Origin of the sequence: Borreliella californiensis (genome assembly GCF_014205885.1) — a bacterium.
GTDB classification, from domain to species: domain Bacteria; phylum Spirochaetota; class Spirochaetia; order Borreliales; family Borreliaceae; genus Borreliella; species Borreliella californiensis.
The window spans coordinates 263,833-286,535 of sequence record NZ_JACHFB010000002.1 but is presented as its reverse complement, the minus strand read 5'-3'; the positions used below and the strand labels follow the sequence as shown (position 1 = coordinate 286,535).

The following is a 22,703-nucleotide window of genomic DNA, read 5'->3' as shown; positions in this document are numbered from 1 at the left end:
AAAAATTTAAAAAAAAGAAACACAGACAGCAATAGCATTAAAAATTATTATTATTATTTATTTCTTTGGTTAAAATCAAAAGCTCTTAATGTATTTTCCTGATCTTTCATGCGCTTAACAGTAAAATCCAAGGTATTAAGCTCACCTTCTACTTTTCTCTCTCTATCTTCGTACTTCTTTTTATAATCTTCAACTTTATTTTTTTGATTAAAAATTTTCAAGTCGTAATTTTTTAATTTATTATAAATAACTCCTCCGGAAGCTACAAGGGGCGACAGACAATCTCCTAGCATTTTAGCAATTCCATTATCATACACTCTGTCACCATTAAGGTCAAATAAAAAGAGTTCTCTAACATTATCAATGTTATTATGAATTGATTCATCAAACTTTTTCTCATCAAGTCTTAAATATCTAGAAAGTCCACCAGAAGAAGAAATGGAATTAGTAAACACTCCTATCTGATTAATTATTGAAAAATTGGGATCACTAGTAACATAAGGCTTAAAAATTATTGACTCTAGTCTGGACTTAAGATTTTTCAATAAAAATTCAGACCTTAGAATACCTAAATTTTTATATGCCTCTTCTTTTTGAGAATCACTAAGATATGTCAGCTCTTCAACTATATTAGACTTTTGATTGCCAGGTTGATCTTCATTGGAGCTTACAATATTAATCTCAGCAAGAACCTCATTATAAGCACCAATAAAATCCAAAAGAACCCTCTTAATCCCCTCATAATCTGGTTCAACTTTAGCCTCAACCATATCACTTGAGGCTTTTTTTAAACTTAATGTCACATTTGGAACTAAATCGTTAATAACATTTGAATCTCTCTCAACATCTACTCCATCAAATTTAATTTTTGCATTCTCAGCAAAACTTTTAGCATTTATTGGTAAATGACCATCTCTATTTTTTGGATCAAAAATTTCAACATTACTAATAACAATTACCTTATTATTTGCTTTATTTTCAATATTTATTTCTTCTAGATTAGAAAAAGCTCCAACATCAACTTCAACTTCTTCAAAATTATTTGAAATATTTATTAAAGGAAGATCTAAAGAACCCTCCTTACTATATATTTTAACCATATTCATTTGAACATATTTTTTTTCCAAAGGAGTTTTAAAATCAGATCCAAGATCAACTACACTATCTTCACTGTCAACCTTTGCATCCTTAAATGTAGCCCCTCCGGGATTAAAAATAATCCTGCTATCAGACTCTTCTAAACCTGTATCAAAATACTTAACCTCAAATTTAATTTTACTCCTAGATGTAATTTCAATGTCTTCAGGAATTTTAATTGATACTTCTGAAAGAGGATTTAAAACAAGACTATTATTCTCAAAAGCAAGTCTATTGTTACTGCTAGATTGATTTAAAGCAATATCTGAAAGATTGGGATTAAAATTGGTTTTAAGTTCACTTAAAATGCCAATTTGCTTAGCAAAAGACAATCCCTCCCCTTTGATAACAAGCTTGTTTTCCTTGCCTTCTTTTAGGGATTGCAAAACAAAACGACTATTTCCACTTTTATCACTTTTTACTATTTTAGCAGATAAAAAGCCCTTTCCCTTATTATTAATATCCCTTACAAGTAAATCAATGTTACCATTACTTTTTATATTAATTTCCTTCTTGCCAACTAAAAATATATAATCTCCCTCTGGAATTGTAACTTTTTTAGGATCAAAATTTGCAGACAAAAACACATCGGCTGATGCTATTTGATCAACAATTAATTTGTGAGTCTCATTCTTAGATCCATATCTAGTAGACAAGGTTAAAACCTCACTATTACTAGAATTTCCTGACATTAGATTAAAAGGACTGTTAAGCGATGTAATTTCTTTTGCAAGAGAATTTAAAGTGGAGATTTTTCTATTAATTAACTGCCAAGCACTTTTCTCTTGCTCTAAAGATTCAAGTTTTTTGAAAGAAGAATCGATTTTAGCTTTATCGGACTTAAGCATGGATTCACGAACTTCTTTAGTATTATATTTGCTCTCAAGTCCAGGAACAAAAAATCCTGATGCCAAAATAACGCCCTCCAGGATAAATTATATCATTAATAAAATTGAAAATAAAACATAATATGTAATAAAAAAACATAAACTTCAAGCATCTAAACAATTTAAAATAAAAAAGTATAAAAAGCAAAAACTTTAAAAAAAATTAATGTTTATAGTAAAATAAATTAAAAGGAACATAAAAATGCCAAATTTTTGCTTATTCAACTCAAAATCCGTTTTAACTGGTAATGATAAACTCGATAATTCAGCGGTTCTCATTAAAGAGGATAAAATTTTTGATATTGTAACATCTGATAGACTTAAAAAAATGGATCTCAAAGAATACCAAATGATTGACACAAAAGGCAATTATATAACTCCTGGACTTTACGACAATCATATTCATGGATTTCACGGGCATGGAACAGACCAGTGTTCAACAGAATCAATACTTAAAATGTCAGAACATTTAGCACAATACGGTGTAGTAGGATTTTTACCAACCCTTTATCCAAGACCAATAGACGAAATGGTTGAAGCAATAAAAGCTTGCACAGCAGCAATTGGTAAAGAAAAGGGAGCCAAAATTCTGGGACTTCACCTTGAAGGACCTTTTTTTTCTCCTGAAAAAAAAGGGGCGCACCCTGTTTCTCATCTTCATGAACCTAGTATTGAAGTTATGCAAAAACTAATAGATGCAGCTGGTGGAGTATTTACAGGATCAAACGGTAAAAGAAAAACACACATAAGTACAATGACTGTTGCCCCTGAGCTTAAGGGCATGAGAGAGCTTGCAATATTTTGCCTTGAAAACAATATAAACCTTCAAGCAGGACATACAAATGCAACATATGAGAATATGATAGAAGGATTTCAAGTTGGGATACTTCACACAACCCATTTTTTCAACGCAATGTCAAAACTTGACCACAGAAATCCAAATGCAATAGGAGCAGTATTAATACATGGTGATGTTTCTTGTGAAATTATTGCAGATGGCCACCATATACACCCAAAATTAGTTTTAATGCTTAGAAAGCTTAAAGATATAAGTAAAATAGTGCTTGTAACTGACGGACTTACTCCAAATTGTCAAACTTGTGGAAAACTAATTGCAAACGGAGATGAAGTTTATATTGCAGAAGATGGATTATTCCATAGCGTGAAAAGCAACACAATAGCTGGATCAACACTAACAATGATACAAGGTCTTAAAAATTTAGTAGAATTCGGATATAGCTTAAGCGACGCTGTTCAAGCAAGCTCCTACAATCCAACAAGAATCCTAAACATTGATAAAAAGGGATTAATATGCCATGGATATGATGCAAACATCAATGTCTTAGATAAAGATTTTAATCTAAAGTTAACAATGATAGAATCTAAAATAATTTTTAACAATCTATAGCTTTTAAGCCATTTTAAGGAGATCAAAATGAGATTAATAGTCAGGCCTACATATGAAGACGTATCAAAGTGGGCAGCCAATCACGTAGCACAAAAAATTAAAGAATTTTCCCCAACGAAAGAAACACCGTTTATCCTTGGACTTCCAACAGGAAGCTCTCCAATTGGCATGTATAAGAATTTAATTGAATTAAATAAAGATAAAAAAATTTCATTTCAAAATGTCATAACTTTTAACATGGATGAATATATAGGAATTGAAAAAAATCATCCTCAAAGCTACCATTCATTTATGTGGAAAAATTTTTTTTCTCACATTGATATTAAAAAAGAAAACATAAATATACTAAATGGAAATGCTTTAAATCTTGAAAAAGAATGTGAAGAATATGAAAAAAAAATCAAATCTTTCGGGGGGATCATGCTTTTTGTAGGTGGAATCGGACCTGATGGTCACATTGCTTTTAACGAACCGGGCTCATCCTTAACATCAAGAACAAGAATTAAAACTTTAACCCAAGATACAATCATTGCTAATTCAAGATTTTTTGAAGGCAATCTGAAAAAAGTTCCCAAAAGTGCACTAACCGTTGGAGTTGGAACAATTATGGATTCACAAGAAATTTTAATAATAGTAAGCGGACATAGCAAATCAAGAGCACTAAAGCATGCTATTGAAAAAGGCATTAACCATATGTGGACAATTAGCACGCTTCAATTACATAAAAACGCAATTATAGTATCTGACAAAAATGCAACTTATGAATTAAAAGTTGGAACATTAGAATACTTTAATGACATAGAAAGAGAAAACTTTAATAATGAATTAAAATAAACTAATTGTTAACTTCATTGTAAATTTTTGAAACTTCTTCCCAATTTAAAGCCTTTAAAAATGCATCAACATATTCAATTCTTCTATTTTGATATTTAAGATAATAGGCATGCTCCCAAACATCAATACCTAAAATTGGCTTATAAGACTTCATTAAAGGACTATCCTGATTAGGCATTGAAATCACTTTAAGCCCACTATCAGGACACAATACTAACCACGCCCAACCACTTCCAAAAATTTTCATCGCAGTATCTTTCAAATCAGCCTTAAGAACATCTAAGCTTCCAAAAGCCGCATTAATATCGTCTTTAAACTTTTCAAAAAGATTATCCTTGTTTCCTGGCCTTAAAGTTCTAAAATATAAAGTATGGTTAGAATAACCTCCAGCATTATTTCTTATTAAAGTTTGAAATTCTTCTGGAAAATCATGAATATTTTTTAATATGCTTGATACATCTGTTAAATGAATTTTCCCCATTTTTTCCAAAATGGAATTCAAATTCATTACAAAACCATTATGATGCTTGCTATGGTGAATTTCCATAGTTTTAGCATCAATATAAGGCTCAACAGCATCATAATCATAACCAAGTTCTGGCAGCTTAAACATAAAAAACCTCCTTTTTAACTTTTGCCATGACAATTTTTGTATTTCTTCCCACTTCCACAATAACAAGCCTCATTTCTACCTATTTTAGGAAAACTTCTAACCACTTGAACATTAGAATCTCTTTTATTCTCATTAATAACAATTTCAGAAAGTTCTTTATGAATTGACTTAACATTCCTAGATTTCTTTGTTGACTTAAAATCGGAAGAATTGCTATCTAATTTTAACTGAAGAACACGCCTTATAGTAGAAACTTTAATGTCTTTAATAAGTTCGCTAAATATTGAAAATCCCTCTTCTTTGTATTCTGTAATTGGATTTTTATTAGCATAAGATCTTAAATAAACAGCCTCTCTTAAAGAATCTAAATTTGCAAGATGTTCTTGAAATTTAAAATCAATATTTTTCAAATATTCATATCTTAAAAATCCATTAAAAAGATCCCTACCAATCAAATTTTCCTTTTCATCTAAATTTGCCTTTGCTATTTGCATTAGCTTAGCCTTTAAATCAAGAGAATTAATATTTTCAATAGGGCCAAGACTCTCAAGCATATAGGCAAAAATTGAATTTACTTCATTTAAAAAAACATTTGAAACTGTACTGCTTTTTGTCCCTTCAAGTAAAAAACTAAGATATTCTTCTAAAGCAACAAGAATACGATCCTTAATGGCTGTATCTTTAAGAATAGAGTTTCTCTGGGCATAAATAAAATCTCTTTGCTTTGTAATAACATCGTCATACTCTAATAAATGCTTTCTAATTTCAAAATTTCTGTCTTCTACTCGTTTTTGAGCATTAATCAAAGATTTGGTTAAAAGAGAATGTGTAATAGGCTCTCCTGTTGCCATTCCAAGCTTGCCCATTAATGATCTTAGGTTGTCTCCAGCAAAAAGACGCATTAAATCATCCTCAAGCGACACATAAAATCTTGAGCGCCCAGGATCACCCTGTCTTCCACTACGCCCACGAAGCTGATTGTCTATTCGCCTTGATTCGTGACGTTCACTACCAATAACATATAGCCCACCAAGACTTTTAACCTCATTATAATCTTTTAGGTAATTTTCTCTCTCATTTTTAACAGCCTCTTGAAATTCTTCAAGACTTACATTAGTTCCGATTTTTTTTCTAACTCTGTGTTCAATATTGCCCCCAAGTTTAATATCCGTACCACGACCAGCCATATTTGTTGCTATTGTAACCGCATGTTTTGCTCCAGCCTCAGCAATAATAAATGCTTCTCGAGAATGATTTTTTGCATTAAGAACTTCATGCTTAATCCCCCTACTTTTAAACATGGCTGATAAAATCTCAGATTTTTCAATAGAAACAGTTCCCACTAAAACCGGTTGTCCCTTTTTGTAAGTTTTATAAACTTCATCTGTAATCGCATTAAATTTAAATTCTTCCGTATAATAAATAGTATCATTCTCATCTATTCGTGCTAACAATCTATTTGTTGGAACTACAACTACATCAAGATTATATATTTTATGAAATTCCTTAGCTTCTGTATCAGCTGTACCTGTCATACCAGAAATTTTATCAAACATTCTAAATAGATTTTGAAAAGTAATAGTTGCCATAGTTTTATTTTCATTAGCAACTCTAACTCCTTCTTTAGCCTCAATAGCCTGATGAAGCCCATCAGAATATCTTCGCCCTGTTAAAACTCTCCCGGTAAATTCATCTACAATCTCAACCCCAGAATCACCAACAATATATTCTCTATTTTTTAAAAAAAGTAAATGTGCTTTTAAGGCTTGAGTCATGTAATGAACATAATTAAAATTTGAATCAGTATACATAGACCCACTAATAATGCCCTTAGAAACTAAAAGCTGCTCAAGGTTATTAAGCCCCTTAGCAGTAAAAGAAATTCTTTTGGCTTTTTCATCAATGGTATAATCACCATCAAGGTCATCTATTTCTAAAGGATAATCACCTGTTTTAGAATCTTTGGAGCACTCTTTTAAAAAAGATACAAGAGAATTAACTTCAAGATAAGCATTGGTGTTGCCTTCAGTAGGCCCTGAAATAATTAAAGGGGTTCTTGCCTCATCGATCAAAATAGAATCAATCTCATCAATAATACAGTAATTAAACTTTCTTAAAGATTTTTCATTCAGGTCATAACGCATATTATCTCTTAGGTAATCAAATCCAAGTTCATTATTTGTAACATAAGTAATATCTTTGGCATATTGAGCCTTTCTTAGCTCATAATCCATATTAGATAGAACAACCCCCACGCTAACACCCAAAAGATCAAAAACCGGCTTCATCCAATTAGAATCACGCTCTGCAAGATAGTCATTAACAGTAACAATAATAACCCCATCTCCTGTCAAACTATTTAAATACGCTGCTTGAACTGAGGAGAGAGTTTTTCCTTCCCCTGTTTTCATCTCTATTATTTTGCCTTTGTGAAGAGCAAGTCCGGCAATGATTTGCACATCATAAGGTCTTTCTTTAAGACGCCTTCTAGCAGCTTCTCTAGACAAAGTAAAAGCTCGCTCCAAAATATTCTCTAAAGAATTGCCCGATTTTAATTCATCTTTAAGCTTTTCTGTTTCCTTTGAAAAATCTTCATCTGCCAACAATAATGCCCAACGCTCAAGCTTATTAATATTTCTTAAAGTTGGAAGATAATCTTTTAAATCTCTTTTACTTTTTGAGCCAATAGTTGTCTCAAGTACTGCTTTTAACATGGTAGGTATTAATTCTCCTAAATAATTGACTTAAAGTCATTTTAAATAATAATATAAAAATATGAAAAAACACTACAAAGCTTTTATTTTAAGCCTGCTTTTTGCAATTATATCATGTAATACTAAAACTTTAAACGAACTAGGAGAAGAACAATTTAAAATACCATTTGGAACACTTCCTGGTGCAATAATGCCTCTAAATAACAAATTTACAAATTCAAAATTTGATATCAAAACATATAATGGACTAGTGTACATTGCAGAAATAAAAACAAATAAATTAATGATTTTTAACTCATACGGAAAACTAATACAGACATATCAAAACGGAATATTTAAAACAAACCCTGATTTAAAAATAAAAAAAATAGATTTTGAAGGAATTCAAGCAATATACCCGCTAAAAGATTTTATTATTGTCGCAGACAAATTAAATAATAAACAATCAAAATTCAATCAAAAAGAAAATATTGCTTACTTCATGAGAATACTAATACTAAACAAAAACTCGTCTGTAGAAATTTTGGGTCAAGAAGGCTTAAACGGGATGCCATTTCCACAAATTTATGATGTTAATGTTGATGAGCATGGCAACATTGCAATAATATCAATATATAGCAAAGGATATATAATATATTCTTATGATAAAGAATTTTCTCCACTTTATAAAATTTACATCAACAAAAATCTACTAGAAACAATAGATAATCAAAAGAAAAAATACAATATTTCAATAGACAGGGTTTTTTTTGAAGTTAACAAAAAAACTCTTTATGTAAAAACTACTTACTATGAAAACATTAGTGACAATGAAAATATAAATGATCTTGGAATTAAAATTAAAGATCAATATATCTATAAAATGAGTTTGAAAAAAAACAAAGAATTAGAAGTAATAAATAAAATCGCTCTTCCTAAAAACTTACTAGATGATAAACAAGAAAGCTTTATCAACATTATAAAAATACAAAAAGACAAAATAATAGCATCTACTAACATGAAAAATTTATCTAACAATTTAATATGGAAATTAGACAACAAAGGTTTAATTAAAGCACAAATAGCTATAATTGAGCCTCCAAATTTAATATTTCTCTCTGAAAGTTTATCTAAAGATGGAATACTTAGCATACTTTATGGCGGGAAAACTGGTGTTAGTGTTTACTGGTGGAATTTAAATGCACTATTAAAATTATAATTATAAGAGAGTTGAATTTGCAAATACAATGAAAAAGATTAATTGCGATCAACAACTAGAAATTGAATACCAAAAAAAATTGAAAAAACATATCATTATTGGAATAATCTTTGTTATAATTCTTTTATTTTTTAAAATTTTTCTAATTCCTAGAATTCAAAATCACGAAAACAATAAAAATAATATCAAAATGATAATAAACTATAAACAAGACAAAAACAGATTATCATTAAAAATAAATATAAAAACAAAAAACCCATCCAACCTAGGAAAAGCCACGCTAGATATTTATCTGGACAGTAAATTAATTGAAAGTAATATGTTTTACATAAGCAGTAAAAACTTTACAACATATGCTAATATAATCTATCAAAATGAAAGTTTATTAAGTATAATACTAAAGAGTAGTAGCAATAATACTGTCTTTTATAGTAAAAGGATAAAACCTAGAGGATAAAATATGATACAAATATACTTCATGTCCGTTTTGCTTAACATCTTAGGGGGAATAATACTTGCATTTCCAATATTAATAGAAAGAATGAGCTTTTTCAAAATTTTTGAAGATTTTGTAAATTTAATAAACGATAACAAAAAGGTAAAAAGCATTTTTGGATTATTATTTTTAATAACTAGTGCCCTTGAAATAATCAGGCCCTACAAATTGCCAATAATTGGAAATTTGATTCCAGCTATAAGTTTATTTTTAATTGGGTTTATCTTGTTTTTAAAACAAAAATTACCAACAGAGGTTCAAAATAATAAAAAATATGGAAAATTTAAATCAATACTTGAGAGCAATCAGCAGTTAATTGGCATTATATCAATCATTATAGGAATCATTCATTTTTTAGCAGCAGAAATACCTTTATTGTAAAATATTGCAAGATTAAAAACAAAGATACAATTTTTACAAAACTACTAAAAAGCAACTTGACTTTGATATAAGCATTCTATATTATTACTATGATTTAATGTAAATTTTAATTACCGGCCCAATAAAGGCCGTAAATGGTATAAAGGAAAAAGATATAATGATATTTAGAACATATAAACATTTGAAATTAATAATACTGCCTATGTTAATGCTAAGTTGTGCCTTTTTTAAAAAACCACAATCTGTATATCAAGAAAGTAGTACTGGCAAACCAATAAGCGATGAAAAATTAAATTTAATATCGGGTAAAATTTTAAATAAAAAATTACCAATCATAAATGCTAATCATGACGTAACTTGGATAAAAACAAAGGCAATGACAATCTTGGACGAATATGGAAAAGAAATACCAGAGTTTAAAAACAAATTTGGATATTCCTATATACTATCTCCTATAAAAATGGACGACAAATATAGTTATTACACATCACTATTAATACTTTTTGAAACAACCAAAAATGGAGATAAAGAATATGAAATTGAAAATATTAAATTTATAACAGCTGGTTCCAACCTAGAGCTTAAAAATTCTCTTCTGGCTGTTGAAAATTCACAAGAAGAAGGATATATTACTGCATACCCATTTGGAATATTAATGAGCGATGAAATAAAAAATGCTTTTAAATTAACATATCAAAATGGTCATTGGAATTATATGCTTGCAGATTTAACTGTCAAAAATAAACTTACTCAAAAAACTAAAATTTATAAAATTTCTCTTAATTCAAAATTAATTATTGAATTTTTAAAAGAAGTACTAAAAGAAAATTCTATCTTAAAAGACATAACTGGAGATTTATTTGAAGATATATAAATACAAATAAAAGGAAATATCTTATGAGCATTAAAAAATTTATTTTAACAGTGATAATTCTTTCTCTAGCTAAAAATATTTTTTCTGAAAACGAAATTAATATCTTCGGAAATGAAAATTATATTGTAAAAGAAAATATAAAAACAAAAATTAAAAAACTAAAACAAAGTTTTTTACTTGCATCTGTTGATGTAGCTATTAGCCAACCCTACATGGAATTAGTAGATTTAAATGGGAACCTCATACAAGAACTTGTTGGAATTAGTTATTCATTTATAAATGTATTTTCAAAAATTGGATCTTCTGCTATTATTTCATTTGATCTATCAAACGAGGCTTCAAAGAAATACAGAATCACAAAATTAGAATTTTTAAGTACAGATAAAGGCAATTTTATTAATAGACTAAGCAATCTTACTAGTGGAAAGCAGCAATCAAAAAAAGAACTTGCAAAAGACGCTTACTCATTTGGCACATTAAGAACTGAGTCTCTTTCAACAACAATTGCAGAATATTACAAAGATAACAACTGGTATTATATTTTAGCAGCAATAACAGTAGAAAATAATATAAATAAAGAAACTAAAAAATACGAAATTAGAATTAACCCTAAAATATATAATGATTTTCAAAAAAAATTGAGATTACATTTTAAAGGCAATCAAATAAAAAAATTTCCAATACCCGTTATAGAATAAGCTAAAAATTAATAGAAAAAAGATATTTACTTCTCTAAGAGAACTAAATATACAATAATAAAACAATGAGTAGCAACAAAACAATAATAATAAATTTAAATAATTTAGAACATAACTTAAATTTAATTAAAAATAAAATTGGCGATAAAGAAATAGTGGCCACCTTAAAAGGTGACGCATATGGTCACGGACTTATAAACATCTTTAAATTTTTAAAATCAAAAAAAATAAATTATTTTGGACTTTCTAATATTGAAGATGCTAAAAAACTTAAAAAAATTGATAAAAATATAAAAATATTGATGTACATTAAAGTGGATAAAAAAGAAATTAAACATTTAATTAAACTTGAGTTAGTACCATTTGTTGCTGATTTTGAATATCTATTTTTACTAGAAAAAGAATGCTCATTGCAAAAAATTAAAATAAAAGTCCACTTAAAAATTGATATTGGAATGAACAGATATGGAATAAAAATGGATAATGCTCTTGAAATAGCCAAATATATTCAAAATTCAAAATTTCTAGAACTAGAAGGGGTCTGCTCACATCTCCCATCAATAGAAGATTTTAAAACTACACAAAAACAAATAGAACAATTCTTATCTTTTTTAGAAACACTAAAACAAAAAAATATTAATCCCAAATTTGTCCATATTTCTAATTCGGGGCACATTGTAAACTATAAACTAAGTTCACAATTTAATATGATAAGACCGGGTCTTATTCTTTACGGTTATTGTCCATTTCTAAAAAACAAAAAGACTTCCCTAAATTTTAAGCCTGTATTAAGTTTATTTTCAAAAGTAATATTTATTAAAAATGTCAAAAGAGGTGAAAAAATTTCATATTCGGGCATATTTCAAGCCAAAGAAGATATGAAAATAGGAATTATTCCAATCGGATATTTTGATGGAATACCTCAAAATATAAGTAATGATTTTTATTTTTTAATAAACAATAAAAAATGTAAAATACGAGGAAAAGTTTGCATGAATCTAACAATAGTAGAAATTCCCAAAGACCTAAAAGTTAAAACAGGCTCAAAAGTAGAAATTGTATCAGAAAAATTAAGTATAAATGAAATGAGCAAATTTTCTAAAAGAAGTAATTATGAATTACTATGCAATATAGGCAAATATGAGAAGAAAAAATACTTAGATTAAATTACCTAAAGAATCAAACTTTTGAAAATCTATTAAATTGCCTCTAGAATCATAAATCCACTTATAAATTGAAAACCCTCCAACATCATCTCTTAATCTCAAATCCGGACCATGATTTGACTGCTTTGATATTTTACCAAATTTATTGTATTCATACTTATAAACACTAACTCCATGAATATCGTCTTGCAATTGCCCCAAACTGCCAAAATTTTTTTGAGAAATAAGCCTATTTTGTTTATCATATTCATATAAATATTCAAAAACAAAATTACAATCAGCAACCAAAACTCCATCCTTAGAATAATTTTTCTTTGAAATTATATTACCATTAGAATCATAACTAAATTTATACTTTGAAACTCCTTCAAAATCATCTATTGGATTAACAAAATCTCCACCAAAATGTTCTTGAGCAATCAAAAATCCTTCCTTGTCGTAAGAGTATCTGTAAATCATCACGCCTTTAAAATCAGCTATTAAATTAAAATTTTTATCAAAAAAAATATTTTCTATTAGATAAAAATTATCATCATATTTATAACTATAAATAGCAACACCTTTAAAATTATCCATTATTTCATACTTTTCCTCATAAACAGTCGGAATATCTCTATTATAGTTTTTATTGATCTTATTACTGTAGTTTATTATCCTTTTTTCATTATTTTGAATATAAAAAATAGTCTTCTTCATGGCATAACCATTTTGACTAATCGTTAAATTATTATTATTGTTATAATTATATTCTTTGTAATAGCAATCTTTATCTTTAAAATAATATTCATAACGATAAATTGCTACATTATTTTCATCAGGAGTCAAATTGTTATTAATATCATAATTTAAAATCTCAATAACCTTTCCATCAACATCATAATGATATATTTTAGTAGCTACAGAAAATGAATTTGAAACAGTATGAGCTGATTTATCAAGATATTCCTCTTTAATAAGATTATGATTAGCATCATAGGTTAATCTAAACCCACAAGTACCATTTTTTGATCTTACGATATAACCATTCTCATCGTAATACAAAACCGTTTTAACAAATTTGGTATGATCATAGCTAATCTTTGTAAAATATACATCATTTAAATCTTTGATTTGAATCCCTGATTCATTAAATCTGTAAACACTAAACTCTCGCTCATTATCGTATAAAAAATGGTAATAAGAAACATCATATTTATCCCTAACCATTTCATTAGACCTATTATAATTAAAAATATTTTTAATCCTGCCATCACTCATATATTCTATATGTTCAATATAAACATTATTATTATTTTTAAAAGCAAGTCCCCTATTTAGAAATATTCGCCTTTCACTGCGCTTAGATCTTTCTATTTTAATTTGGTTTGCATTAAAAAAAGAAGGCATTAAAATACTAAGCCTACCAATATAATCAACTAAAATAAGATTATTATTGCGATCATAAGTAAATTTATATCCATACTCTTCTTCAGACTCTTCTTTTGTAATCTCATATTTACCCACTATACTGTAATTAACAGAATAATCTGCAAACCTATAATAAACTTCTTTTGAAAAAAGAGGAGCACTAATAAAAAATATTATAAATAACATGAATAAATTCCTTGATAAATCAACTCTATTTTGATAGATTTTATTATACAATAAATCTATCGAAAGGAGCTTTAAAATGGCTAAAATTTCTAAAAACGCTCAAAGAGTTGGCTCAAAAGAGCTAATAAGTCGATGGGGAGGAAAAATTATAATGAAATCAAAATTTGAAAATGGGAAAATAAAGCATTATGCAGAATGTCAAACTTCAAAAAATACAGCAAGAAAGCCAAGGGATTTATTTTAACAAATAAATCCACTTACTTATAAATGCTATTTTTTTTGTATCCTATCACTAAATTTGACCCAAGCTTCGTCTTGCTCTTGTTTTGTATAGTTCTTATTTACTGCTTGCTTCGTTGTTGCGCCCTTTTTGGGGAAAGAATTTCTAACTTGCTCTTTTATTTCCTCTCTTTGTTTTCTAATTTTTTCCAACTGTCTTTTAACTCTTTCATTTGAATCAAAAAGACCACTTCCACTTTTATTCAAACCGGCTCTAAAATCTAATCTGGATAAAGCCTCTTTATAGCTTTGATGCTTGCCTGTTAAAAACAAAACAATTCTTTTAAACAAACTTAAATCTTTATAAGCAGCATTCAAAATTGAATACAAATCAAGTTTATATATTTTATATAAGGGCAAAAGTTCATTACTATTCTTAAAATATTTAGCTGCTTCAACTTTAATCAAATCTTTAAGATGAACCTGAACACTTTGTGTTTTACAAATTCTCCTGTAATGAGAAACAATAATGTCAAGAAACTTTACTTTATTTTTTAAGCAATACTCATTAATAATATATCTAGATACCAATCTACTGAGAACTTCTTCTAAGCCTTCTTCTGTGAAAATAGAAGAAGAATCATCTCCAAAACTAAGAATTTTAAATATACTGGCCTTCAATTCACTATTAAGAAATTGCAAAACCTTTTCATATTCTTCTAGAAAAAACTCATATGCAAAAGGCTTGTACAAATAAAAATTTTCTTTTACTTGAAATATTTTTGGCAAAATATCATGAATTTTAGATTCAAAAAAGTACATATTAGCAACTAACAAAAAATTTTCAGGATCACTTAGCCCTTCAGAATAAACTTTTAAAATACTGGAAAACTCTTCTGTATCAATTGAACCTTTTTTAAACTCTAAAGTCTTTTCAATTGCTTTTAAAGATTCATCAATTTTAATAGCTTCTATAGCCTTAAGCTCTTCTAAGTCTTTTTCATTTTTAATAAAAAGATTAAGAAACTCCAAAAAAACAAAATAATTTTTTGAGAAAGTAATTCCTTTCTTACCAAGAACTTCATCCTTGATTTCAATTATGCCAGAGAGAATCTTGGAAATAGCACCAATAATATTCTTGCCTTCTTCTAAAATCTTCTCGTAATCAATAAGCTTTAATCCTTTTATTCTAACGAAAACATCTTTTACAACATTATTAGAAGCAATATTAAAAAATATTTTTTTAACAAACTCAATAAAATATAAAGCCCTGCTAGATGGAATTATCAATGATTTCCAAACTAATATTTCCTTCAATTGTGATTTTGTTTCAAAAAATTTATAGTTAATATTTGAATCTGAAATAGTTATAAATTCATTCTGAAAAACCAACAAACTATATTCTATATTCTTAACAGTAAGCAAAGAACTAAAAAGCTCTATTCCTATGTAAGTTTTTAAAAATAAATCATCAATAGAATAATAATAAAAATCATAACTGGCCTCATCGGTCAAAATTATGCTGTCTGGTAAAAATTCTCCATCGGTTGCTATTTTATTAGTAACTATTCCTCTTTTAACTTCATAAAGTTTGCGAAATAAAAAATCAAGCTCCCCTTTTAAACCTCGTATTCTCACAGAGTGCTCTTCTATAAAAGAAGAATAATCTATAGCCTCCTTTTTATAAGACAAAATAGTTTTCAAAATTGATTTTTGGGTATCAGAAGATATTCCTAATTGAGAAATTAAAATATCCACTTCTTTGCTACTCATATAAAAAATTTCTGGTAATTTTTTCATATTGTTCCTTATATTACATTAAATAATAAAACATATTACATTAAAAATATATTAACAAATCAAAATTAAGATCAAATAATCAATAAAAGTTAAATAACATTAAATTATATAAAAGATATAAAAGCAAAAAAATTAAAGAAATGCCTCTGCTAAAAACCCCTTTAAACTTAACCACTAAAAATAAAACTAAAGTTATAAACACCATTATACTAAAATCTAAAATATAAATATCTTGCAACAAGATAGGCCTGAAAAAACTGCTACTAGCTAAAATAAACCCAATATTAAAAATATTACTACCAATAATGTTGCCAAACGCAATGTCTGCTTCTTTTCTAATTATTGCAAAAAGAGATACAACAAGCTCGGGAACACTTGTTCCAAAAGCTACAAGTATAATTCCAATCAACTTTTCACTAACATTAAAAACATTGTTGGCAATGTAAAGAGCTCCATCTACCAATAATTTTGATCCCAAATAAAGAAAATACATGCTAATAACAAAACTTAACAAATTAAAAAATATAAAGTTAAAACTCTGATTAAAATTGCCTACACCTTCTTGAAAAGAATTTTCCAAGCTGGCGTGCGCTTTTTCTTCTTTATAAAAAAGTAACAGATAGGATAAAAACAAAATTAAGATACTAAATGAGCTAAAACGATTATAAGGCGTTACAAAAAAAGAGTAAGATCTAAAATCAAATGAAAGCAATAAAAGAAGAAACATTAATAAAAACAGAAACATAAAAGAAAGCTTAAGTCTTTTAAAATCTGCCTTAATCTTTAAAAAGAATCCCGCTAAAGGCAGCGCAAGCAACATATTAATGATATTGCTACCAATAACATTAGAAACAACAATTTCGTTTTTACCCTTAAAAGCCGCCACCAAACTTGTAAAAAGCTCCGGAGCACTTGTTGAAAAAGATACTATTGTAACCCCTATTAAAAGTGTTGGAACTTTCAAATAAGTAGCAATGCTAACTGAACTTTTTAAAAGCAAATCACCACCAAAATACAATAAAAAAATCCCAAATCCTACGTAAAAAAATTGAACTAATTGTTCCAAATGAATCTCCTTTACAAGAAACAACAATTAAAAAGAATCCAAATATTCTTTTAAACTACCTTTAATCATATAATAAACATTAGATGCATTCCAAAGACTAAAGCCACTACCAAATGACTCTTTGATTCCTTTAAGCTGAAACTTTAAATACTTCAAATAAATCTCGTCATCCACCAATCTTTCTTTTCCCAATAAAAAAGCTTGAACATAAGGCCTAATGACAACTCTATCTAAAGAAAAAGCAAGTGCTCTATCACTTCCCTCTTTATAAATCCTATAAGCTCTTTTTGTATAATAAAAATTGCTTGGCAAAAAATCATCAGTATAATGCGAAGGATAAAACATAGGAGATATAACGTCAACATAATCTGATAACATTGAAATATTTTGTCCAATACTATTAGTAGGAAACCAGCCATTGTACCCATAAATATCAACAGAAATGGGAACATAAAGCTGTTCTCTTGCCATAATTAAAAAAGATTCAAGAGCATCAACAGATTGCATCTCATGCTTATTTACTCTTGAGATTGCAAGAGACACAGGCCCATCTGATGGAAATCTAATATAATCAAACTGTATCTCGTCAACTCCAAAAGATTGAATTTCTTTTGCAATAGAAATATTGTATTCCCAAGTAGCAGGAGAAAAAATATCTACCCAATGCTCTACTTGCACATATTTCACAAGACCACTAGAATCAACTTTTTTAATAAAATGAGCCCAAGGCTTATTGATCTTCTTATTCCAAAGAGCATGCTTAAAATTATCATAATAATACAATTTTGCATCCTTAAATACAACACATCTAGCAATAACATAAATTCCAAGCTCTTTGGCTTTTTTAAGAATATAAGAAACATCAATAACGTTTTTAACAGAACCTAACTTATTGGGCAAAGAAAGCTTACTAGAATAAGTCAAATTGCCATTATCATCTTTAAAATCAATTACAACGGCATTCATACCTGAATCTTTAATAAATTTAAATTTTTCATCAATTGCCCTCTTATTACGCAATGTATATGCTGTTAAATAAATAGACCCTTTGTTTTTAGCAAGCTGCATCCTTTGTGATTTTTCAACAAAATCTTGATCTTGCAAAGATAACTTCCCAATAAATACCCATTGTCCATTAATATAAGAATAAAAATAATTGTCATATGTTCTCACTAAAATTTTTTCTACATTCTTGCTAGATAAGTCTAAAATACGTATTATTTGCTTTTTAAAAGGAAAAGAAATTTTTTTAATAAATCCACTTTTCTGACTAATTAAAAAAATATCTCCATAAACTCCAGAAGAAAAATATAAATTATTTGCCTCTTCTTTTGAAAATTCAATAGCACTAATAATGTCGTAATATCCTGCACCTAAATAAATCTGTGGAATTAAACGATTCAAATTTTTAAAACTAACAACCCCATTAACACTAAGATAAATGCCATGAATCGCGGTTCCAATAGCAATACGCTTACACTCTCCTTGAGAAAAGGCGCTTGAGGTAATATATGCGCCGCTGTTAAATTTGTCAATTCCCACCAATTTTCTAAAATTTTTTGAATAATCGTAAGAAACGTAAAGATTGTTACTTGTAGTCAAAAATGAACTTGAAGAATAAACATCTTCATAAATAGAGGTAATTCGACTTGGAGAAGGCTTATGAAAAGGGTAAATCCACCTAGAATCTATCCCACTCACTTTAACTTTGGTTATTTTCCCATTAACATTTTTACTTAAAAATCCTTTATGAACAAAAAATAAATTATATTTTTTAAAAAATTCTTCATTGACTAATGGATATATACTAAAAACTTTAAAAACAAAAAAGAAGAAAATAACTATCCAATAGATAAAAATTTTCATATACATTAATACATGATACTTGCAAATCAAAAAATATTAAATAACAATGACTTTTACTTGACCACTTGAATCTCAATTAAATTCAAAAATACTTAAATTTTATAATAATTTTGCTCTTAAAAATCTTAAGCCCTGCCATAAAGTCTTGTAATAAAACTTATATTTTGACTCAAAGCAGCATCTAAATCACTTTCTAATAATCTAAAAATACAATTATCTGGGGTACTTTTTGGGATATTTGCCCTAAATTCATCTCCTAAATTAATATAATCTTGCATTGGCACTATTACGTTATCAGAAACACTGCCCATAGCACTTCTTATCATGTCCCAAACAACAAAATTTTCATTCGTATTTAAATAATCAAAAATATACTTTTTATGCAAATCATCTAAAGAGTCAACAAATTCTCGTATTGTACCATTATCACCACTTCCTGTGTAAACTATACAATTTTTAATATAATTATGAGGAAGATTCTGATTACCTGAATCAAAATCAAAGGCAAGCTTCATTATTTTCATTCCTGGAAAATTAAAAAAATCTCTTAATCTTGAAACATCTTCAAGATCATTTTCAAAATCTTCAACCCAAATTTTTAAATCTTTAATTTCATTTAAAATAAAATTGAAAAAATCTCGTCCTGGAGACTTTACCCACAACCCATTAAAAGCATAAGTCTCACCCACGCTAACTTCCCAAGTAGAAACAAAACTCCTGAAATGATCAATTTTAATTATATCTGCACACTTTCTTAAAACCCCAATCCTTTTTAACCACCATTCATACTTAAATTTCTTTAAAACATTCCAACTATAAGCTACGCTATCCCAAGCTTGCTCTTGTTCTAAAAAATAATTTGGAGAAATTCCTGCAACCTTATCTTTGCTTGCATCAAATCTTAGCTTAAAATATTTTTGGTGTGCCCAAACATCAGCAGAATCATACGCTATAAAAAAAGGCACATTCATCACTAGCTCAATCCCCTTATCATTTGCATAGCGCTTTAAAGCTTGAAACTGTGAAAAAAAGAAATACTGCAACACCTCTTGCACTTTAATCTCTTTTGAAAGGATATTTCTCAATTTAAATAAATCTTTTTCATTTCTTTTAAGAATTCCTCTATCAAAAAGAACATTAAAAGCATCATTTGATTCTTTAAAGAAATATTCTTTAAATGCAACAAAACTTGCAAAATCTAAAAGCCAATAAGAAGACCTTTTTTTAAATTTTTCAAAACTTCTAACCTCATCAGTCGAAGCTCTATTAATAAAATTTAAAGCAGCTTCTTTAAGAAATTTATCCTTAAAACTTAATTTTTTTAAATCAGAATATCTGGTTTCATTTTCCCTTAAAAGGCTCAAATCTGAATCTATAAATTTGTCAAGGGCTTCTAAATCAATATAATAAACATTACCAGCAAAAGCCGAAAAAATTGAATAAGGAGGAGATCTTTTAAAATCAATAGGAGAATAAGCAAACATTTGCCAATAACTTTGAGAAGATGCAAACAAAAAATCTATAAATTTATAAGCTCCTTTGCCTAAATCTCCAATGCCATATTTAGATGGCAAAGAGCTTATGTTAAGCAAAATACCACTTTTTCTTTTTAAGTTTAAATTAATCCTTAATTTTTCATATTTCATATAAAACCTCTATTAATTAATAATTTAAATAAATTCCCACTGTGTTATAAATTATAATAAATATCAGACCAGAACAACACATTAAATAGCAATTTTAAGAAAAATTTAGAAATTAAATACTTTTATGATAGAATCTATTAATGAATGCCAAAGCGACTACGTCATTGTTGCTATTATTTTTAGTTCAAAACTTAGCTTTTTCTTCTGAAGTCTTTGAATTTAAATACATTAAAGGTTCAAAGTTTAGATTAGAAGGCACGGATAATCAAAAAATATATTTCAACGGCCACTATAATTCAAGCTCTACAACCAATATTCAGATTTCAAGTGAAATAAAAGATAAAAAAGAAAAATTTGCAAACATTAAAGCTTTTTTTAGAATCTTAAAAAGAGAAAATATTAATGAACCTTACCTATTAAATGAAGAGTTTGAAGAAACCTTCAGCATAAATAATCAAGGAGAATATATAATAGGAGCAAATCAAAAAAGACCCTCTGTTAGAGGTATTCCAAGATTTCCAAAAACACCAATCAAAATAAATGAAAAATGGACATATCCTGCAGAAGAATATATAGAAGCCTCAAAAATAGATACAAACATAAAAGATTTCGTTGTAAAATTTAATGTTAACTACCAATATAAAGGCAAAGAAGAGTACAATGGCAAGCATTACCACATAATTCTTTCAAATTATGAATCACAATACAACGTAAAAAATATCTCTTTCTATCAAAAAGTAGACCAAAAAATTTATTTTGATAATGAAATTGGCAATACATATAAATATAGCGATAAATACATATTTGAAATAAATCAAAACAACAATCAAAATTTTAAAATAATTGGAAACTCTCTTGGCAAAGTAGTTTCAATTGAACTTCCAAATGATAATCTTATTGAAACTGAAGTTGAAAATTACATCCGAGAAAAAAAAATAAAAGCTATTGACGTTGAAAAAAACAATAAAGGCATTAATTTAAGTTTCGACATTGAATTTTATCCTAATTCATTCCAAATACTACAAAAAGAATATAAAAAAATTGACCTTATAGCTAAACTTCTTGAAAAATTTAAAAAAAATAATATCCTAATAGAAGGACATACTGAACAATTTGGGCTAGAAGAAGAGATGCGCGAACTCTCTGAAAAAAGAGCTCGTGCAATTGGAAATTATTTAATAAAAATGAAAGTAAAAGACAAAGATCAAATACTATTTAAAGGATGGGGGTCTAAAAAACCAAAATATCCGAAATCTTCCCCATTAAAGGCTAAAAACAGGCGAGTAGAAATTACAATATTAAATAACTAACAAGATGTCTCATCTTTTGTTCTTTTTTTCTTTTTTTGTCTGACAACTAATACATAAAAAAGCATAAGGAATAGCTAAAAGTCTCTCTCTAGCAATCTCTTTTTCACAAGCCAAGCACTTACCATAAGAATTTTGAGAAATTCTATAAAGAGCTTGATTTATTAAATTCAACTTTCTCTTTTCAACAAAACCCAAAGCTTCAAGATTATTTCCATCCATATTATCAAAAGCAATGTCAACAACATCCTTTGGATACATGTCGTTATTAATTATTTCCTTTTTGCTATTTTCTACAGACTTAATAGAATCTAATATTTCTCTTTTTTCAGCTAAGAGAAATTTCTTTATCTCTTCAATAAACTCATGCTCAGAAATAGCTTTTTGCATGATACCTCCCTATAAATTACATTTTTAAAAAACTTCGTGTAATTATATACACAATTTCTTATAATGTAAACAAAAAATAATGCTTTTATTCTTAAAAAGAATAATTGAAATGATATGTTTAATCATGTAAAATTTATCCTATTAGAGAAAATTATGGAGGTTGTCTTGAATATTAAAGAAGAAGCCATTGAAACTGAAGGAATTGTAAAAGAATCCCTTCCAAATACCATGTTTAGAGTAGAGCTTAAAAACAAGCACATTGTACTTGCCCATCTATCTGGCAAGATGAGAAAACATTTCATAAAAATAGTTCCTGGCGATAAAGTAAAAGTTGAACTATCTCCTTATGATCTTACAAAAGGTAGAATAGTATATAGGGAAAAATAAAATTAAACCCTTTTAAAAAATTT

General features: G+C 27.9%; 20 protein-coding genes. 11 read left to right on the top strand and 9 right to left on the bottom strand.

The features are described from left to right. Window positions 1–53: 53 nt before the first annotated feature. Window positions 54–2,051, bottom strand: a complete 1,998-nt coding sequence (fliD, locus tag HNP67_RS03525) for a flagellar filament capping protein FliD (protein WP_184124982.1) — start codon at window positions 2,049–2,051, stop codon at window positions 54–56. Between the two features lie 175 nt (window positions 2,052–2,226). Here fliD and nagA point away from each other — a divergent pair, with 175 nt between their 5' ends. Both nagA and nagB read left to right on the top strand, forming a co-directional pair. Further along, window positions 2,227–3,432 carry an N-acetylglucosamine-6-phosphate deacetylase gene (nagA, locus tag HNP67_RS03520; RefSeq protein ID WP_184124980.1) on the top strand — a complete coding sequence of 402 codons (1,206 nt, stop codon included), beginning with the start codon at window positions 2,227–2,229 and terminating at the stop codon, window positions 3,430–3,432. Window positions 3,433–3,459: 27 nt separating this feature from the next. Continuing rightward, the gene (nagB, locus tag HNP67_RS03515) at window positions 3,460–4,266 is read left to right on the top strand and encodes a glucosamine-6-phosphate deaminase (protein ID WP_184124978.1); all 807 of its coding nucleotides are present in this window, start codon (window positions 3,460–3,462) and stop codon (window positions 4,264–4,266) included. 1 nt (window position 4,267) lies between these two features. On the opposite strand, the gene HNP67_RS03510 is transcribed toward nagB, so the two are convergent. Then, complete coding sequence (locus HNP67_RS03510) at window positions 4,268–4,879, bottom strand: superoxide dismutase (RefSeq protein ID WP_184124976.1); 612 nt, start codon at window positions 4,877–4,879, stop codon at window positions 4,268–4,270. Between the two features lie 14 nt (window positions 4,880–4,893). Further along, window positions 4,894–7,593 (bottom strand): preprotein translocase subunit SecA, encoded by a 2,700-nt coding sequence (secA, locus tag HNP67_RS03505; RefSeq protein WP_184124974.1) that lies wholly within the window; start codon window positions 7,591–7,593, stop codon window positions 4,894–4,896. Window positions 7,594–7,654: 61 nt separating this feature from the next. On the opposite strand from secA, the gene HNP67_RS03500 reads away from it, so the two are divergent. The 6 genes from HNP67_RS03500 to alr all read left to right on the top strand — a co-directional run bounded on the left by HNP67_RS03500 (window position 7,655) and on the right by alr (window position 12,406). Then, window positions 7,655–8,791, top strand: a complete 1,137-nt coding sequence (locus HNP67_RS03500) for an LIC_12708 family protein (RefSeq protein WP_184124972.1) — start codon at window positions 7,655–7,657, stop codon at window positions 8,789–8,791. 28 nt (window positions 8,792–8,819) lie between these two features. Further along, window positions 8,820–9,248: a hypothetical protein gene (locus HNP67_RS03495; protein ID WP_184124970.1), complete on the top strand. Its 429-nt coding sequence runs from the start codon at window positions 8,820–8,822 to the stop codon at window positions 9,246–9,248. A gap of 3 nt (window positions 9,249–9,251) precedes the next feature. Continuing rightward, on the top strand, window positions 9,252–9,668 hold the full coding sequence (locus HNP67_RS03490) for a hypothetical protein (RefSeq protein ID WP_071891972.1): 417 nt from the start codon (window positions 9,252–9,254) through the stop codon (window positions 9,666–9,668). Window positions 9,669–9,825: 157 nt separating this feature from the next. Next, window positions 9,826–10,542, top strand: coding sequence for a S2/P23 family protein (locus tag HNP67_RS03485; protein ID WP_184124968.1), 717 nt, complete (start codon window positions 9,826–9,828; stop codon window positions 10,540–10,542). Window positions 10,543–10,565: 23 nt separating this feature from the next. Continuing rightward, window positions 10,566–11,240: a S2/P23 family protein gene (locus HNP67_RS03480; protein ID WP_184124966.1), complete on the top strand. Its 675-nt coding sequence runs from the start codon at window positions 10,566–10,568 to the stop codon at window positions 11,238–11,240. A 47-nt stretch (window positions 11,241–11,287) separates the two neighbouring features. Further along, entirely contained in the window at window positions 11,288–12,406 is a 1,119-nt protein-coding gene (alr, locus tag HNP67_RS03475; RefSeq protein WP_184125272.1) for an alanine racemase, read from the top strand. On the opposite strand, the gene HNP67_RS03470 is transcribed toward alr, so the two are convergent. Beyond that, window positions 12,398–13,999 carry a hypothetical protein gene (locus HNP67_RS03470; protein WP_184124964.1) on the bottom strand — a complete coding sequence of 534 codons (1,602 nt, stop codon included), beginning with the start codon at window positions 13,997–13,999 and terminating at the stop codon, window positions 12,398–12,400. The two genes, alr and HNP67_RS03470, sit on opposite strands and share 9 nt — an antisense overlap. 76 nt (window positions 14,000–14,075) lie before the next feature. Here HNP67_RS03470 and HNP67_RS03465 point away from each other — a divergent pair, with 76 nt between their 5' ends. Beyond that, window positions 14,076–14,243: a hypothetical protein gene (locus tag HNP67_RS03465; protein WP_002657037.1), complete on the top strand. Its 168-nt coding sequence runs from the start codon at window positions 14,076–14,078 to the stop codon at window positions 14,241–14,243. 26 nt (window positions 14,244–14,269) lie between these two features. Here HNP67_RS03465 and HNP67_RS03460 read toward each other — a convergent pair whose 3' ends face one another. The 4 genes from HNP67_RS03460 to malQ form a co-directional block, all read right to left on the bottom strand. Beyond that, window positions 14,270–16,018: a hypothetical protein gene (locus HNP67_RS03460; protein ID WP_184124962.1), complete on the bottom strand. Its 1,749-nt coding sequence runs from the start codon at window positions 16,016–16,018 to the stop codon at window positions 14,270–14,272. Between the two features lie 79 nt (window positions 16,019–16,097). Beyond that, a complete protein-coding gene (locus tag HNP67_RS03455) occupies window positions 16,098–17,084 on the bottom strand; it encodes a calcium/sodium antiporter (protein WP_184124960.1) in 987 nt (328 codons plus the stop codon). 27 nt (window positions 17,085–17,111) lie between these two features. Further along, window positions 17,112–18,956 carry a putative glycoside hydrolase gene (locus HNP67_RS03450; RefSeq protein WP_184124958.1) on the bottom strand — a complete coding sequence of 615 codons (1,845 nt, stop codon included), beginning with the start codon at window positions 18,954–18,956 and terminating at the stop codon, window positions 17,112–17,114. Between the two features lie 119 nt (window positions 18,957–19,075). Further along, window positions 19,076–20,596: a 4-alpha-glucanotransferase gene (gene malQ / locus HNP67_RS03445; RefSeq protein ID WP_184124956.1), complete on the bottom strand. Its 1,521-nt coding sequence runs from the start codon at window positions 20,594–20,596 to the stop codon at window positions 19,076–19,078. A 140-nt stretch (window positions 20,597–20,736) separates the two neighbouring features. On the opposite strand from malQ, the gene HNP67_RS03440 reads away from it, so the two are divergent. Beyond that, window positions 20,737–21,906 (top strand): OmpA family protein, encoded by a 1,170-nt coding sequence (locus HNP67_RS03440; RefSeq protein WP_184124954.1) that lies wholly within the window; start codon window positions 20,737–20,739, stop codon window positions 21,904–21,906. Between the two features lie 9 nt (window positions 21,907–21,915). Here the strand turns inward: HNP67_RS03440 and HNP67_RS03435 are convergent, their stop codons facing one another. Beyond that, entirely contained in the window at window positions 21,916–22,293 is a 378-nt protein-coding gene (locus HNP67_RS03435) for a TraR/DksA family transcriptional regulator (protein ID WP_184124952.1), read from the bottom strand. Window positions 22,294–22,458: 165 nt separating this feature from the next. On the opposite strand from HNP67_RS03435, the gene infA reads away from it, so the two are divergent. Beyond that, window positions 22,459–22,680 carry a translation initiation factor IF-1 gene (gene infA / locus HNP67_RS03430; protein ID WP_002556767.1) on the top strand — a complete coding sequence of 74 codons (222 nt, stop codon included), beginning with the start codon at window positions 22,459–22,461 and terminating at the stop codon, window positions 22,678–22,680. Window positions 22,681–22,703: the final 23 nt, after the last annotated feature.

Excerpts from the sequence above, each read along its gene's own strand:
- nagA (WP_184124980.1), top strand. The coding sequence starts at position 2,227 with ATGCCAAATTTTTGCTTATTCAACTCAAAATCCGTTTTAACTGGTAAT.
- nagB (WP_184124978.1), top strand. The coding sequence starts at position 3,460 with ATGAGATTAATAGTCAGGCCTACATATGAAGACGTATCAAAGTGGGCA.
- HNP67_RS03510 (WP_184124976.1), bottom strand. The coding sequence starts at position 4,879 with ATGTTTAAGCTGCCAGAACTTGGTTATGATTATGATGCTGTTGAGCCT.
- secA (WP_184124974.1), bottom strand. The coding sequence starts at position 7,593 with ATGTTAAAAGCAGTACTTGAGACAACTATTGGCTCAAAAAGTAAAAGA.
- HNP67_RS03500 (WP_184124972.1), top strand. The coding sequence starts at position 7,655 with ATGAAAAAACACTACAAAGCTTTTATTTTAAGCCTGCTTTTTGCAATT.
- HNP67_RS03495 (WP_184124970.1), top strand. The coding sequence starts at position 8,820 with ATGAAAAAGATTAATTGCGATCAACAACTAGAAATTGAATACCAAAAA.
- HNP67_RS03490 (WP_071891972.1), top strand. The coding sequence starts at position 9,252 with ATGATACAAATATACTTCATGTCCGTTTTGCTTAACATCTTAGGGGGA.
- HNP67_RS03485 (WP_184124968.1), top strand. The coding sequence starts at position 9,826 with ATGATATTTAGAACATATAAACATTTGAAATTAATAATACTGCCTATG.
- HNP67_RS03480 (WP_184124966.1), top strand. The coding sequence starts at position 10,566 with ATGAGCATTAAAAAATTTATTTTAACAGTGATAATTCTTTCTCTAGCT.
- HNP67_RS03470 (WP_184124964.1), bottom strand. The coding sequence starts at position 13,999 with ATGTTATTTATAATATTTTTTATTAGTGCTCCTCTTTTTTCAAAAGAA.
- HNP67_RS03465 (WP_002657037.1), top strand. The coding sequence starts at position 14,076 with ATGGCTAAAATTTCTAAAAACGCTCAAAGAGTTGGCTCAAAAGAGCTA.
- HNP67_RS03460 (WP_184124962.1), bottom strand. The coding sequence starts at position 16,018 with ATGAAAAAATTACCAGAAATTTTTTATATGAGTAGCAAAGAAGTGGAT.
- HNP67_RS03450 (WP_184124958.1), bottom strand. The coding sequence starts at position 18,956 with ATGTATATGAAAATTTTTATCTATTGGATAGTTATTTTCTTCTTTTTT.
- malQ (WP_184124956.1), bottom strand. The coding sequence starts at position 20,596 with ATGAAATATGAAAAATTAAGGATTAATTTAAACTTAAAAAGAAAAAGT.
- HNP67_RS03440 (WP_184124954.1), top strand. The coding sequence starts at position 20,737 with ATGAATGCCAAAGCGACTACGTCATTGTTGCTATTATTTTTAGTTCAA.
- HNP67_RS03435 (WP_184124952.1), bottom strand. The coding sequence starts at position 22,293 with ATGCAAAAAGCTATTTCTGAGCATGAGTTTATTGAAGAGATAAAGAAA.